The 15,036-nt window shown below is 49.4% G+C and carries 9 protein-coding genes and 2 rRNA genes (1 of these 11 cut by a window edge); 7 read left to right on the top strand and 4 right to left on the bottom strand.

All coding sequences use genetic code 11. The annotated features are described in order from the left end of the window. Genes potB through HCH_RS10060 form a run of 3 tightly spaced genes read left to right on the top strand, consistent with a single transcriptional unit; the run spans position 1 to position 2,670 of the window. Positions 1-867 (top strand): spermidine/putrescine ABC transporter permease PotB, encoded by an 867-nt coding sequence (gene potB / locus HCH_RS10070; RefSeq protein WP_011396105.1) that lies wholly within the window; start codon positions 1-3, stop codon positions 865-867. Beyond that, positions 851-1,624: a spermidine/putrescine ABC transporter permease PotC gene (potC, locus tag HCH_RS10065; RefSeq protein ID WP_011396104.1), complete on the top strand. Its 774-nt coding sequence runs from the start codon at positions 851-853 to the stop codon at positions 1,622-1,624. The genes potB and potC overlap by 17 nt, the downstream gene beginning before the upstream one ends. Beyond that, on the top strand, positions 1,621-2,670 hold the full coding sequence (locus HCH_RS10060) for an extracellular solute-binding protein (protein ID WP_011396103.1): 1,050 nt from the start codon (positions 1,621-1,623) through the stop codon (positions 2,668-2,670). Before potC ends, HCH_RS10060 begins: the two co-directional genes overlap by 4 nt. A 26-nt stretch (positions 2,671-2,696) precedes the next feature. Here HCH_RS10060 and HCH_RS10055 read toward each other — a convergent pair whose 3' ends face one another. Beyond that, positions 2,697-3,542 (bottom strand): GNAT family N-acetyltransferase, encoded by an 846-nt coding sequence (locus tag HCH_RS10055; RefSeq protein ID WP_011396102.1) that lies wholly within the window; start codon positions 3,540-3,542, stop codon positions 2,697-2,699. 275 nt (positions 3,543-3,817) lie between these two features. Between HCH_RS10055 and HCH_RS10050 the strand changes: the two genes are divergently transcribed. Further along, positions 3,818-6,712, top strand: a complete 2,895-nt coding sequence (locus HCH_RS10050; RefSeq protein WP_011396101.1) for an insulinase family protein — start codon at positions 3,818-3,820, stop codon at positions 6,710-6,712. A 51-nt stretch (positions 6,713-6,763) separates the two neighbouring features. Here the strand turns inward: HCH_RS10050 and HCH_RS10045 are convergent, their stop codons facing one another. After that, on the bottom strand, positions 6,764-7,252 hold the full coding sequence (locus HCH_RS10045) for a GNAT family N-acetyltransferase (protein WP_011396100.1): 489 nt from the start codon (positions 7,250-7,252) through the stop codon (positions 6,764-6,766). A 174-nt stretch (positions 7,253-7,426) separates the two neighbouring features. Here HCH_RS10045 and imuA point away from each other — a divergent pair, with 174 nt between their 5' ends. From imuA to HCH_RS10030, 3 genes are read left to right on the top strand one after another with little or no spacing between them, the layout of a single operon-like run. Then, positions 7,427-8,119: a translesion DNA synthesis-associated protein ImuA gene (gene imuA, locus HCH_RS35170; protein ID WP_420794875.1), complete on the top strand. Its 693-nt coding sequence runs from the start codon at positions 7,427-7,429 to the stop codon at positions 8,117-8,119. Positions 8,120-8,141: 22 nt separating this feature from the next. After that, positions 8,142-9,548 (top strand): Y-family DNA polymerase, encoded by a 1,407-nt coding sequence (locus tag HCH_RS10035; protein ID WP_041598556.1) that lies wholly within the window; start codon positions 8,142-8,144, stop codon positions 9,546-9,548. A gap of 15 nt (positions 9,549-9,563) precedes the next feature. Beyond that, entirely contained in the window at positions 9,564-12,662 is a 3,099-nt protein-coding gene (locus tag HCH_RS10030; protein ID WP_011396097.1) for an error-prone DNA polymerase, read from the top strand. 109 nt (positions 12,663-12,771) lie between these two features. Here HCH_RS10030 and rrf read toward each other — a convergent pair. Continuing rightward, positions 12,772-12,884, bottom strand: a 5S ribosomal RNA gene (gene rrf / locus HCH_RS10025). 117 nt (positions 12,885-13,001) lie between these two features. Next, positions 13,002-15,036: ribosomal RNA gene (locus tag HCH_RS10020) — 23S ribosomal RNA — on the bottom strand (it continues 856 nt past the right edge of the window).

Below are 15,036 nucleotides of genomic sequence, written 5' to 3'. Positions count from 1 at the left end.
GTGAGCCAATCGCCTTTTCGCCGTTTCATTATTATTTTGACGCTGGCCTGGCTGGCGTTGTTCGTTCTGGCGCCCCACTTTCTCGTGGTGCTGACCAGCGTGATGACGCCTGACGCGGAACATCTGGCGGTCTGGCCGGTGACGCTGGACGCCTACGCCCGCATTTGGGAGCCGTTATACGCCGACGTCTTCTGGCAGAGTCTGGCGCTGTCCGCCAAAGCGACGCTGATCTGTCTGTTGCTCGGCTACCCGTTCGCCTACATTGTCGCCAAGATGTCGCCAGCCTGGCGGGCGTTCATGATGTTCCTGATGATCATCCCCTTTTGGACCAACAGCCTGATCCGCACTTACGCCATCAAACTTTTGCTTGGCAACAAAGGCCTGTTCAACTGGGTGCTGGAGGCCATTGGCGTCATCGATGCGCCGATTCAGATGATTTATACCGAGTTTGCGGTGGTGTTCGGCCTGACGTACATCCTGCTGCCTTTTATGGCTCTGCCGTTGATCTCCAGTTTCGACAAGTTGGATAAGGATCTGATCGAAGCCGGCCACGATCTGGGCGCCGGATTCTGGCAGCGTTTCTATCATATCGTGCTGCCGCTTACCATGCCGGGCGTGGTTGCAGGCTGTCTTATCGTATTCCTGCCCGCCATGGGCATGTTCTATGTGGCGGATCTGCTGGGCGGCGCCAAGAACCTGCTGTTGGGCAACATCATCAAGAATCAGTTTCTGGTGGTGCGGGACTGGCCGTTCGGCTCCGCCTTCAGCGTCACGCTGATTGTCATCATGGGGCTGATGCTGTGGCTGTATTACGCCGCCAACAAGAAAGTACAGCGCATGGGAGGCCTCGATGACCAGAATCTTTAAAACCGGTTTTCTGGGACTGATCTTCCTGTACCTGTATCTGCCCATACTGGTGCTGGTGGTCAATTCGTTCAATGAATCCAAGTACGGCTATGACTGGAAAGGCTTCTCCTGGCGCTGGTATGAAAAGCTGTGGAATAACGATGCGTTGATGGACGCCTTCGGCAATTCTTTACTGATCGCCTGCCTGTCGGCGACCGCGGCGACGGTTATTGGAGCGCTGATGGCGTTGGCGATCTATCGCTATAAATTTCCACTCAAGAAGACTGCCGGCAGCTTGTTGTTCGTAGTAATGATGTCGCCGGATATCGTGCTGGCGATCACCTTTTTGGTGATTTTTATCGCCCTGGGCATTCAGTTGGGTTTCTGGTCCCTATTGATCGCACACATCACGTTTTGCCTGCCTTTCGTGGTGATAACCGTTTACGCCCAATTGAAAGGGTTTGACGATAATCTGCTGGAAGCGGCGCAAGATTTGGGCGCCAGTGAAAGCCGCATCTTTCGTCTGATCATTTTACCGATTATCCTGCCGGCGATTATTTCCGGCTGGCTGCTGAGTTTCACACTGTCTTTGGACGATGTCATCATCAGCTCGTTCGTAACCGGGCCCGGTTTTGAGATTCTGCCCATCCGGGTGTTCTCGATGGTGAAGGTGGGCATATCGCCCGAAGTGAACGTATTGGCCACAGTATTGTTAGTCATTTCTTTAACTCTTGTCACGGTGGTGACGCTACTTATGAAAAGGAAAACCGAAGCATGAAAAAAACCTCCTTTGTAACTGGCTTCCTCTTCGCGGCAGGCTTCCTGTTCGCCGCAATCGGTACAGCCCGGGCGGCGGAGAAAGTGGTCGTGTACAACTGGACCGAATACATACCGGAAGGCGTACTGGACGAGTTCACCGCCAAGACCGGCATCGAAGTGGAATACGCCACTTACGAAAGCAATGAGGTCATGTACGCCAAAGTCCAACTGACGCAGGGCAAAGGCTACGATGTTGTAGTGCCGTCCGGTTACTACATTTCAAAAATGCGCAAAGAAGGTTTGCTGGCGCCCATCGATAAGTCCAAGCTTTCCAACTTCAAGCATTTAGACCCGAACTTGCTGAACAAGCCTTACGACCCGGATAACCAATACAGTATCCCTTACACCTGGGGCAGCACCGGCATCGGTATAAACGCGGAAGCCATTGATCCAAAGAGCATTACGTCCTGGAAAGACCTGTGGAATCCCAAGTGGAAAGGAAGCTTGTTGCTGACGGATGACGTCCGCGAAGTCTTCCACATGGCGCTGAAAATCAACGGCCACTCCGGCAACTCTACCGATCCAGCGGAAATCAAACAGGCTTATGAGCTGCTGAAAACCCTGACGCCTAACGTACTGGTATATAACTCTGACGCCCCCCGCGAGCCCTATATGGCTGGCGACGTCAATCTGGGCATGATCTGGAACGGTGAAGTGATTCAGGCGCAACAGGAGAACCCGGACATCCAGTATATCTATCCCAAAGAAGGCGCCGCCTTTTGGGTAGACAGCTTCGCCATTCCCGCTGGCGCTGAGAACAAGGAAAATGCGCTCAAGTTTATCGATTTCATGCTGCAGCCGGAAATCGCCAAGCGTTGCGTGGAGTTTATCGGCTACGCCACTCCCAACAAATCAGCACTCGACCTGCTGGATGAGAAACTGCGTAACAACCCAACCATCTTCCCTCCCGCTGAAGTTATCCAGAAAGGCGACTTCCAGCAGGACGTAGGCGAAGCCATGGAAATTTATAACGATTACTGGCAGAAGCTGAAAACCGGCAACTGATCCTGATCTGCAAGCAAGTCGGAAGATTACTCCGGCTTGCTTGCCTCCACTCCGCTATCCTCTCCCGATTTACTTTCACCGTCATTACGACGACATAGACTCGCCTGACGTTCGCTGGGCTGAAACCCCAAAGATTCGTAGATACGCGCTGCGTGGTAGTTTTCGTCCGCCACCATGACCAATGTATCCGCCCGATCAAAACCCGCTTTCGCCACGGCATGCACCAGCGTGTGGCAAATTCCCTGGCTTCGGTGGGAAGACTTGGTCAACACATTCTGAAACCGGCCAATACGCTCATCAAAAAAAAGACCGACACTGCCCACTAACTCTCCCTGCTGAAACGCGCCGAACCAATCTCCTCTTCCTGCAGCAATCATGCTGCGATACATATCCCGAACGCCGTTTAGGAAGGCGACATACTCCTCCCCCGGCTGATCGACATCCCTCTCCTGCAACTCAAGCTCATACCAGGCGTCCCAATCCTGCTCTGATTGCAGCATCCGCACATCAATATCAGCGTTAATATTTTGCGGCTCTGACAACATTGATCGCTTCGCAGTGAGGACCGCACATTCCATGTACTCATAACCTCGCTGCATAAATCCGTTCATATCAGCCCCGTCCTCGTCGCCGCTGACGCGCCACTGAAACGCAAAATGCTTAATCCGCGGCGGCGCGCCAACATAACGGGCGAAATCCAACTCCAGATCCCCCCACTGCCCTGCCTGCGGCGGCTTCTTCAACAGCAGATAATTACCAAAGTAGTAATTGGGATTATGCGGCGTAGTAATCACAACATATCGTCCAACATCCTCCACCCGACCAGCGTATCGGCTGAACATCAAATCAGTCTGTAATCCAAGGCTTGGCATGGGAACTCCTTTATTACGTCTGCTCAAATTGCTGGGCGATGGTAATTTCTACTCAGCAGGCTGAAGTTACTATGCGTCTACACTTCGTTTCTAAAATTTAGTTAATATTTTGAGCGAAAGCTTATAAACTATCGCGCTAGCTTAACCAGTAGTATGTTGGAGCTCCATCGAACGGAATCATCCCTGTCGTAGCATTCCCATCAATGCAGTAGCCCCATACCCCCTGATAAATAGTAATTCCCCCAACCAGATTAGTCTGATCATTGGAGTTTTTAGTGTTTTTTCGCTGTATTACACACGTCATTTACGCAGCCTTCGCTTTGACTTTATCTGTTAACGCTTACGCTGAAGAAATTAACCCATTGCTTCCCAAGGATTGTGAACAATCAAAGCAATATTCTTACCTTCAGCTCGATAATGGGTTGAAAGTATTGACAATTTCAGACTCATCGTTAAACAAAGCCAGAATTGCCCTAGAGGCTTCTGTCGGAACTCAACAAGACCCTCAAGACATACTGGGTATGGCTCACTTTCTGGAGCATATGCTTTTTCTAGGCTCAGAGAAGTACCCTGATGCCGACGGCTTACAGACCTATCTGGCGCAGCATGGCGGCTCAACCAACGCCACCACGGATTACAACGCCACTAATTACCACTTTGATGTCGAGCCCAAGCACTTGGAAGGCGCTTTGGACCTATTCGCCGACGCAATGTCCGCTCCCAGGTTGGACTCAACATATGTAGGAAGGGAAAGAAACGCAATTCAAGCAGAGTACCAGTATAGAAAGGACATGGTGTATTGGCGTTTGACTGATGCCGCTTCTGAAGCATTCGCCACTAACCACCCAATTACGCGTTTTGGAATGGGCAATGCAAAATCTTTTGAGGCCTTCAACGATCAAGAGCTTGCCAATCGAGTGAGAGCCTGGTGGACGACACACTATAGCGCCGAAAAAATGTCTCTGGTCATTAGCGCCCCTCAATCCAACGAAGTTCTGGAGTCACTGGTCAAAGAAAAGTTTAAGCGACTGCCTGTACGTCAGGCGGCCCCCCGAGCAAACCAAGAGCCTCTCAGGCTGAATAGAATCCCCTCTTTGGTGAAAACCAAATTCAACGACCTGGAAAGGTACATGATTCTTTACTTCCCTATTTCTGATATTCGGGAAGAATACAAAGCTGCGCCAGAAGAGTTCATTCGCTATTTACTTGAGCAGCAAGTGCCCCAGACTTTATCCAGCAACCTGAGAGGCTACAGTTATGCTAAAGGGGTAAGCGTCAGGTTCAATACAGACGATCCAGGCGCTTCACGGATTGAAGTATATGTAAACCTGCACTATAAAGGCGGCGAGCAGTACTGGGACGTTATCAGACGCTTAATGGCTTATGTCGACATCCTGAAAAAAGCACCGCTAGAAGAGTGGAGGTTTAATGAGTTTCAAAAGACCAGAGGGCTACAATGGTGTTACTTTGACGACCTCAGTATCGCTAATACAGCTCATAACTTGAACCTTTATGGCCCAAGCTACGCGCTGGCCAAAGGGTATGTCGCAGAAGAATTTAATCCCGCTCTCTACCAGAAGATTCTTGAAGCCATTCGCCCTGATAATATGATGGCGATTGTCACTCATCCCGATTTCGTTCTATCTAGAGAGTCTAAATGGTTCAGCACACCATATTCTGTAAGCATGCTTTCTCCTTCAGAGCAAAAGCATTATTTACCGAAGGAAAGCTATTACATGGCTCTTCCACCCGCAAACCCGTTTTTACCTAAAGGAAAAGTGCAAATCGCAGGCGGCGATATAGCCGCCACTCCTGAGCTGTTAAACACCCACCAGAATATTAAGGCCTGGTATGGTAAGAATACTGAGGCCGGCAGCCCGTTGGCTTATTATTTTGTATCATTGCGCTCCCCAGAAATGGACAAAGACCAGAGAAGTGCAGCGCTTACACAGCTTTTTTGGAGCCTGCTGAGAAAGAAATTTGAGCATCAAATGCTTATTGCAGAAGAAGTAAATACCACTTTAGATATTGAGCGACAAAAAAATGGCATCGCCCTCCACTTCCATGGCTATCCTGAAAGCATAGAGCTTCTGCTCTCGCAAATTTTGGAGGAAATAAAGACTTTTAGGGTTAAAGAACGCCGTTATGAAGGGTACAGATATGGATGGATGGAGTTTTTAAATAAGTATACTGAGGAAACCCACCCATTAACCGTTGCGCAAGAAACAGCAGACAATATTCTCTACAGCCCTAGTTATAGCCGCTCTGATCTAGGAAAGGGCATGCAAGGCGCATCCTATTCGAGAATGATCAATCTTCTAGAGGACTTTAAGAATAGTTTGCACGTTACTTCGCTAGCTTACGGCAATATTGAGCAGGCGCAAGCAGAAGCATGGAATAAGATGGTGGCCGACGCAATCGTCAATAAAAAAAGCACACCGAGAATAAAGGAATACGTGACGCGTATTCCAAAAGGCGTCACTCGGTTATTCGAGGAGTCCATATTTACAGACTCCGTCTCACTTGTCTATGTACAAGGAAGCTCTGCAAGCTACGAGGAACGCGCCCATTTCAAATTATTAGAGAAAATGCTATCTGAGTCCTTTTTTAAAGAGCTTCGAACAGAAAAACAGCTTGGATACGTCGTTCACGCAACATCAAATAACTATCTTCATATTCCCGGCATGAAATTTAAAATGCAATCACCTGTGTCTGGCCCAGACAAGCTGGAACTGGAAACGCTGAGTTTTATAAAAGGCTTCTTCGATATACTTAAGGACATACAGGAAAAAGATTTCAGCGTCTTTAAAAATACGCTGGTTGCAGAGCTAAATGCAGACAAAGAACTGGAAAATAAAGCTTACGGATACTGGAAAGAAATCAAGAACGGTAGTTTGCACTTTGACGCTTCCAAGCGTATGGCCGATGCGGTGGAAAGCATCAGCAGGGACAACTTCATAAACTGGTATGGACAACGCTTTACAAGTTCAGAAAGTCGCTTGCTATCCATTCTTGTAGAAGGCGACGCTCACAGTATCGACACCCACTGGAAGTCCCAAGTCTCCAGCACAAAGTTACGCTCGCTTGAGAAATTTCAAAACTCTAATCAAAAGTGGGTCTTGGAAACTCCACAGTCCGAAAGCGTTGAGCTAATGCTTAGCAAGCAATAACCTCGGTGAGGCCATAGGACTCAACACCTGTGGCCTTTCCTCGGACAGCAGCTAATCTCCTAACCACTTATACATCACTAGAGCATCCACCAGCCCGAGCTTGGAGTGACGAAATGCTTTCGGAAGACGGCCAGCAATCTCGTACCCCAGCTTTTTCCAGAGATTAACCGCTACCTCATTGGTGGAGACCACGAAGTTATACTGCATGGCTTTATATCCATAGCGCTTCGCCATGGCTTGCGAATGTTCGCATAATGCTGCGGCCACGCCTTTACCGCGAGCAGACTCCGCAACCATGTAGCCACAGTTGCTGACATGAGAGCCCAAACCCAATTGATTTTGCTTCAGGTAATAAGTTCCCAAGACCGTATCGCCTTCAACCGCGACATAGGTTTTCTGCGGCTGTCGCAACCATAATTCATAGGCCTCTTCTTTACTTGTGTCAGGGGCGTAAGCATAAGTTTCTCCCGCGACAACCACAGAGTGAAATATCCGCCAAATCTGCTCAAAATCCGCTTCTAACGCCTCTCTTATTTCCATGAATTCCTCGTCGTTACATGTTTCGCTTTTCCTACAACCGCCTACTTGCAGCAGGACCGATTGGAAGCATAGCGGAATATCCGTGAACGAAAAAAGAGTAGGAATTGTCTATTTTTGACAAAAATACTGATTTTATATACAGTATTTTTATTTCAACTAAATCCTATTCGGGCAATGAGCAAATCAGTGCTAGAGCAAGCCATTAATCGCGGCCAAGTATGGCGGGGAAAGCATTTCTCTTCAGTCCCCATAAAAGGACTGGACACCGGCTTTCCCTCTTTGAATCAGGCATTGGCGGATGGTGGATGGCCAGCGGATGGCGTAACTGAAATAGAATACAGGTCTCTAGGTATGGGAGAAGTCAGCCTTTTATTTCCAGCTTTGGCTCCATTAAGCCATCAAGACCAGTGGATACTGTGGGTGGCGCCGCCTTACCCTCTATATGCTCCTGCTTTAATTAATGGCGGCTTGAGTCTCTACAACAACTTGATAATTCAGCCTCAGTCTCGCAGGGATTTACTCTGGTCAATCGAAGAAAGCCTGAAAAGCTCATCCTCATCCGCGGTCCTGGCGTGGCCGGAAAGCATGCGGCCAGAACACGTACGTCGGCTACAGATTATTGCGACCCAACAGCAAAAGCCGTGCTTCTTGTTTCAGGATAGACAGTACGCGAACTCACCCAGCTCACTGAGAGCTTGTTTAAAGATGCTCCCCCAAGGAGGCTTATGCGTAGAGATCCAAAAACAACGCAGAGGGTGGGCAGCAGCCAAAGTAGCCATAAATCCGCCGCATCCGCTCTCTTTTTTAATTCGGCCCCCATTTCCCTCTGCGGCGGAAAGCGACGCTCATAGGAAAATAGTCAGGTAAGTTCAAAGGCGGCACGTCCCTTATGCGATGGTTATATCTCTACTTCCCACATCTGTACGCAGAAACTTGGAGTCCTGACTTCGGGGAAGCCACTCCCATCGCCCTGATTCAAGAAGGAGGTTCCGTCATTGTGGATGCAAACACAAGTGCGTCACGCTCAGGCGTGGACTCTGGGATGCTCTTAAACACAGCATTCTGCCTATGCCCCGCCTTGCGGGTTCTCCGCATTAAATCGTACAAGCAAACTCAAGCAATCCATCGAACAGCGCAGGTCGCGAGTCGCTTTTCATCTTGGATAAGCCTCGACGAGCCTGATGGTTTGTACTTGGAAGTCGCCTCAATGAAACGCCTGTATACCAATCCCTCACAATTGCGTCAGGCCATTCAACAGGCTTTTTCAACTTTTAAGATTACAGTACTGAGCGCAACAGCCCCTCATCCCAAAGCAGCACACCTCCTTGCACGCTCCGGCATAGAAAGAGACGTTAACGCTGAGAGTTTTTGGCGAACGCTTAAACGCCTGAAATTAGATCGCTTGAATCTGGAGAGCCGGATTGAATATAAACTGCGCAAGGTGGGCCTAAAAAGCATCTATGATATCGCCAAACTTCCAAGCTGCGATCTGGCGTATCGAATCGATGTGGACCTCGCCTTGTATCTCGATCACGCGCTTGGCCGCAAACCTTGGCGACCTTCGCCTTTTTCTCCGCCAAGACATTTCAAAAAGCGGCTGGATCTGGAGCAGGAATTTGAAAGCCTACAGCCTTTACTCTTTTACTTGGCCAAAGTCGTTAAAGAGTTCTGCCTTTTTTTACAGGAACGCTGCCTGACCTGTCAGTCATTGGAAGTTCGCCTTATTCATCGCCATCAAACTCCGACCCAGGAAAACATCAGACTCGCACAGGGAGATAACCGGCCCGAATCGTGGTTATACATACTGAATAAGAGCCTGGAAAGAATAGAGCTGACCGCGCCGGTTATAATGATTGAGCTTTTCGCCTCCCATTTTGAAGCCGCGCCGCAGCAATCAGAGTACTTGTTCGCGCATTTCAACGAGAATATCGCTGCGGAAAAAACGCGCCTACTCAACCGATTGACTGCACGACTAGGCTCCGATCGCGTGCACTTTCTTAACCTAACCACAGACCATAGACCAGAACTGAGAACCCAACAAACGCCCCTGCCCGCGCTTGTAAAATATCCACTCTCCCAAGCCTCGCCACAACCGCTTTGGCTACTGCCTTCGGCATCTCCTGTCGATATTGAGTTCTATAGGCTGCTCTATGGCCCTCTACGCATAGATTCGGGTTGGTGGGATAAAGATGCCATAAAACGGGACTACTATGTTGCAGCCACCCCGACCAACAATTTGCACTGGATTTTCCATACCCCCGAGAAACAGTGGTTCCGTCATGGATTTTTCTCCTGATTCAGCTGTTACTTTATGTCTTTCGTCGAGCTCCATTGCATAAGCAACTACTCATTTCTAAAAGGAGCGTCTCATCCAGAAGAGCTAGTGCGGCAAGCTATTGCGCAGGGTTACGAAGGCCTGGCGATCACAGACGAATGCTCCGTGGCCGGCGCAGTCAAAGCGTGGCGTGAGTTACGGCGACTAAGACAGGAAGCGCCCGAGGCTTCAGCGTTTAAGCTAATCATTGGCAGCGAGTTTCATTATGAAGGTAATTGCTTTGTCGTATTGGCGCCTCATAAGAAAGCTTATGGTGAGCTTTGCCGCTTTATTACCGACTGCAGGAGAAAAGCAGATAAAGGCGACTATCAATTTTCACCTGACGCGCTTAATGAAAACATCAAGCAAGGCCTCTTACTCTGGCGTCCCAAACAGAGTGATCAAGAGTTTATTCCAGCGTTAACGAAAATATTCTCTGGCCGCCTATGGCTACTATTAGAGCTATCCCTATCAGAAGAGGACGACTCAGAACGCGAACTTATACAAACACTATCCAGCGCCTATAACCTTCCTGTTGTGAGCAGCAATGGCGTCAAGATGCATGCCCCCGAGCGAAAGCGGCTGCACGACGCACTAACAGCAATTCGCTTCAATCAATCTGTGGACTCCATAAAAGATCGCCTAGCCCCTAACGCGGAGAACTATTTACGTCCTTTAAATGAAATCCACGAGATTTATCCCTCTTTCACAATACAAGAGAGTCTGAGGATAGCAGCAAAGTGCGCCTTTGAGTTGAATGAAATTCGTTACCAGTACCCCAAAGAAGTCGTTCCAGAAGGAGACGATCCCAGCGCTTACCTGCGCCGCTTAACTTATGAAGGGGCTCATCTCCGTTACCCGCAAGGCATACCTGAAAACGTTTTAGCTACGCTGGAGAAAGAACTCAATATCATCAGTGAGTTGCAATATGAATATTACTTCCTAACTATTTTCGATATTGTGGATTACGCGAAAAAATCACAGATCCTCTGTCAGGGAAGAGGCTCAGCCGCAAACTCCGTAGTTTGCTACTGCCTTGGTATAACTGCTGTAGACCCGACCAGAGCCAGCCTTCTCTTCGAGCGATTCATATCCAAGGGACGTGATGAACCACCTGATATTGATGTGGACTTCGAAAATGCGCGCAGAGAAGAAGTTATCCAATATCTCTATCGACGTTACGGCCGTGAGCGTTGCGCTATTGCTGCGACTGTAATCACTTATCGTCCCAAAAGCGCAATAAGGGATTTGGGAAAGGCACTGGGAGTGGACTTACTGCAGCTCGAAAGCGTGATCGCTAACTATGGATGGCGTTATCGTGGACAAGATTGGATAGACGAAGTCATCACCCCTCAGGTTTCTCAGGACAATCATATCCTGACCTGTTTTAAAGAGTTACTGCCCGAGTTGTTAGGTTTTCCGAGACATTTATCTCAACATGTAGGCGGCTTTGTTTTATCCGCAGGCCCCTTGGTCGAGCTGGTCCCAATAGAAAATGCAGCAATGGAAGACCGCACAGTTATACAGTGGGATAAAGACGACCTTGAGTCTCTTGGCTTAATGAAAGTCGATGTACTGGCGCTGGGCATGCTGACAGCACTGAAAAAGTGTACAACATATATCAGTGAAATAACGGGAAAGACGTTTTCTTTGGAAAGCATCCCCAAAGAAGAAGACTCCCAAGTTTATGACATGCTGCAGCGGGCCGACACTGTTGGGCTGTTTCAGGTGGAGTCTCGCGCCCAAATGAACATGCTTCCCCGCCTCAGACCTGAAAAGTACTATGACCTTGTGGTGCAGGTTGCGATTGTGAGGCCTGGTCCGATCCATGGAGATATGGTTCACCCTTATCTACGCAGGCGACATAACTTGGAAGATCCTGACGACGTTCCTTTACCTGAACTCAAACCTATACTGAAGCGCACTTTTGGCGTTCCTATCTTTCAGGAACAAGTCATCGCCATAGCCATTGTCGGTGCAGGCTTCACTTCAGAAGAAGCGGAAGAACTAAGGCGCTCTATGGCCAGCTGGAAACGCCGCGGACATATGGGCAAGTTGATGGATAAACTGATAATCAATCTGCTGAAAAAGGGTGTACCTCTAGAATATATTCAGCGCTTATGCCGCCAGATAGAAGGCTTTGGGGAATACGGTTTTCCAGAGTCTCACGCGGCCAGTTTTGCGCTGCTGGCTTATCACTCAGGCTGGCTAAAATACTATTACCCTTCTGCTTTTTGCTGCGCTCTCTTAAACAGTCAGCCAATGGGCTTTTATGCTCCCTGGCAAGTAATCCAAGATGCTCAACGACATGGCGTTATCGTCTTACCCGTAGATATAAATAATAGTTACTGGGAGCATCGTCTAGAACCACACTCTGACAACACAAAAGAAGGCGCTTTGCGTCTAGGGTTCAGACTCGTCAAAGGATTATCAGAAGAAGCTGCCTGTTCTATTATTCAGCATAGAACCGATGAAGGATTCACCTCTCTTGTTCAGGTAATGCATTTACCGAAAATAAACAGAGAAGACCTTGAAGCTCTTGCCTCAGCCAACGCATTGGCTTCGTTAGGCGAGAATAGATACCAGCAGCGCTGGGAATGCTCAGGGTTTCTTTATTATTATCAACTCTTCTCCGAGTGTGAATACATAAACATAGACTTCGAGCCTCCCAGCCGTTTGGACAATATTTACGAAGATCATTCCAGTACGGGCGTAGTGCTAAATGATCACCCCTTGGCCTATCTTCGAGAGGCTAACCTCACCCCTCAATGCTTAACGGCAGTGGAGCTACTAAAACAAAAGGCCGGCCTAAAAACCTATGTCGCAGGCGTCGTCATCAACAGACAACGCCCCAAAACCTCGACAGGAGTCACCTTTGTTACGCTTGAAGATGAAACCGGCTCAATCAATATCCTTGTCTGGAAAAAAACAGCGATAGCGCAAATGGATATTCTGGTCAAAGCGCGGCTGCTAATGGTATACGGGGAGTTAGATAAGGACGAGGAAGGAAGGGTAGCGCACGTCCTCGCCCATCGCTTGACAGACCTGACGCCGCATCTCGAAGAGCTGGAATCGCGCTCGAGGGACTTTCACTGAGCGTTGAAGGAAGGTTGTCTTAGGAGGATGGGGATAGATGATCCAGCACAGCTGGTGTTCTTTTGACATAAAAAAAACCCGTCACGGGGACGGGTTCTTCGTATTAAGAGCCTGACGACGACCTACTCTTGCATGGGAATCCACACTACCATCGGCGCTGGACTGTTTCACTTCTGAGTTCGGAATGGGATCAGGTGGTTCCAGTCCGCTATGATCATCAGGCAAAACCGTTAAGCTTTGTCTTAGTTCTAGCTTGTCTAGTTGGCGCTTGGTCAGAAGACCTTTAACTTGGATAAGCAGTTATACTCAATCAATACCGGTAAATTACTTCGGTGTTATATGGTCAAGCCTCTCGGGCAATTAGTACTGGTTAGCTCAACGCCTCGCAGCGCTTACACACCCAGCCTATCAACCTCGTGGTCTACAAGGGCCCTTTAGGAGGATCAAGTCCTCAGGGAGATCTTATCTTGAAGGGGGCTTCCCGCTTAGATGCTTTCAGCGGTTATCCCGTCCGAACGTAGCTACCGGGCAATGCGATTGGCATCACAACCCGAACACCAGCGGTTCGTTCACTCCGGTCCTCTCGTACTAGGAGCAACTCTCCTCAAATCTCCAACGTCCACGGCAGATAGGGACCGAACTGTCTCACGACGTTCTAAACCCAGCTCGCGTACCACTTTAAATGGCGAACAGCCATACCCTTGGGACCGGCTTCAGCCCCAGGATGTGATGAGCCGACATCGAGGTGCCAAACACCGCCGTCGATGTGAACTCTTGGGCGGTATCAGCCTGTTATCCCCGGAGTACCTTTTATCCGTTGAGCGATGGCCCTTCCATACAGAACCACCGGATCACTAAGACCTACTTTCGTACCTGCTCGACGTGTTTGTCTCGCAGTTAAGCGCGCTTTTGCCTTTACACTAACCGTACGATGTCCGACCGTACTTAGCGCACCTTCGTGCTCCTCCGTTACTCTTTTGGAGGAGACCGCCCCAGTCAAACTACCCACCACACAGTGTCCTCGACCAGGATTACCAGTCAGAGTTAGAACCTCAAACATGCCAGGGTGGTATTTCAAGGATGGCTCCACGAGAACTGGCGTCCTCGCTTCAAAGCCTCCCACCTATCCTACACAAGCAGGTTCAAAGTCCACTGTGAAGCTATAGTAAAGGTTCACGGGGTCTTTCCGTCTAGCCGCGGATACACTGCATCTTCACAGCGATTTCAATTTCACTGAGTCTCGGGTGGAGACAGCGCCCCCATCGTTACGCCATTCGTGCAGGTCGGAACTTACCCGACAAGGAATTTCGCTACCTTAGGACCGTTATAGTTACGGCCGCCGTTTACCGGGGCTTCGATCAAGAGCTTCGCTTACGCTAACCCCATCAATTAACCTTCCGGCACCGGGCAGGCGTCACACCCTATACGTCCACTTTCGTGTTTGCAGAGTGCTGTGTTTTTAATAAACAGTCGCAGGGGCCTGGTATCTTCGACCGCCTTCCGCTCCAGCCGCAAGGCTTTCACGTACATGACGGCGTGCCTTCTCCCGAAGTTACGGCACCATTTTGCCTAGTTCCTTCACCCGAGTTCTCTCAAGCGCCTTGGTATTCTCTACCTGACCACCTGTGTCGGTTTGGGGTACGGTTTTGTATTGCCTGAAGCTTAGAGGCTTTTCCTGGAAGCTGGGCATCAATCACTTCACTCTCTTAAAGAGAGCTCGTCATTACCCCTCAGCATTGTGTGTCCGGATTTGCCTAAACACACTGCCTACAGGCTTAAACCTGGACTACCAATCCCAGGCTGACCTAGCCTTCTCCGTCCCCCCATCGCAGCAATACAAAGTATCGGAATTTTAACCGATTTCCCATCGACTACACCTTTCGGTCTCGCCTTAGGGGCCGACTCACCCTGCGCCGATTAGCGTTGCGCAGGAACCCTTGGTCTTCCGGCGTGCGGGTTTTTCACCCGCATTATCGTTACTCATGTCAGCATTCGCACTTCTGATACCTCCAGCATGCCTCTCGACACACCTTCATCAGCTTACAGAACGCTCCCCTACCACTCATCCATTGGATGAATCCGCAGCTTCGGCGCCATGTTTGAGCCCCGTTACATCTTCCGCGCAGGCCGACTCGACTAGTGAGCTATTACGCTTTCTTTAAAGGGTGGCTGCTTCTAAGCCAACCTCCTAGCTGTCTCTGCCTTCCCACATCGTTTCCCACTTAACATGGACTTGGGGGCCTTAGCTGGCGGTCTGGGTTGTTTCCCTCTTCACGACGGACGTTAGCACCCGCCGTGTGTCTCCCGGATATCACTCTACGGTATTCGGAGTTTGCATGGGGTTGGTAAGTCGAGATGACCCCCTAGCCCAAAC

It is taken from the genome of Hahella chejuensis KCTC 2396 (assembly GCF_000012985.1).
Taxonomy (GTDB): domain Bacteria; phylum Pseudomonadota; class Gammaproteobacteria; order Pseudomonadales; family Oleiphilaceae; genus Hahella; species Hahella chejuensis.
Note: the sequence above shows the minus strand (reverse complement) of the source record. Positions and strands in the feature narration are given on the sequence as shown.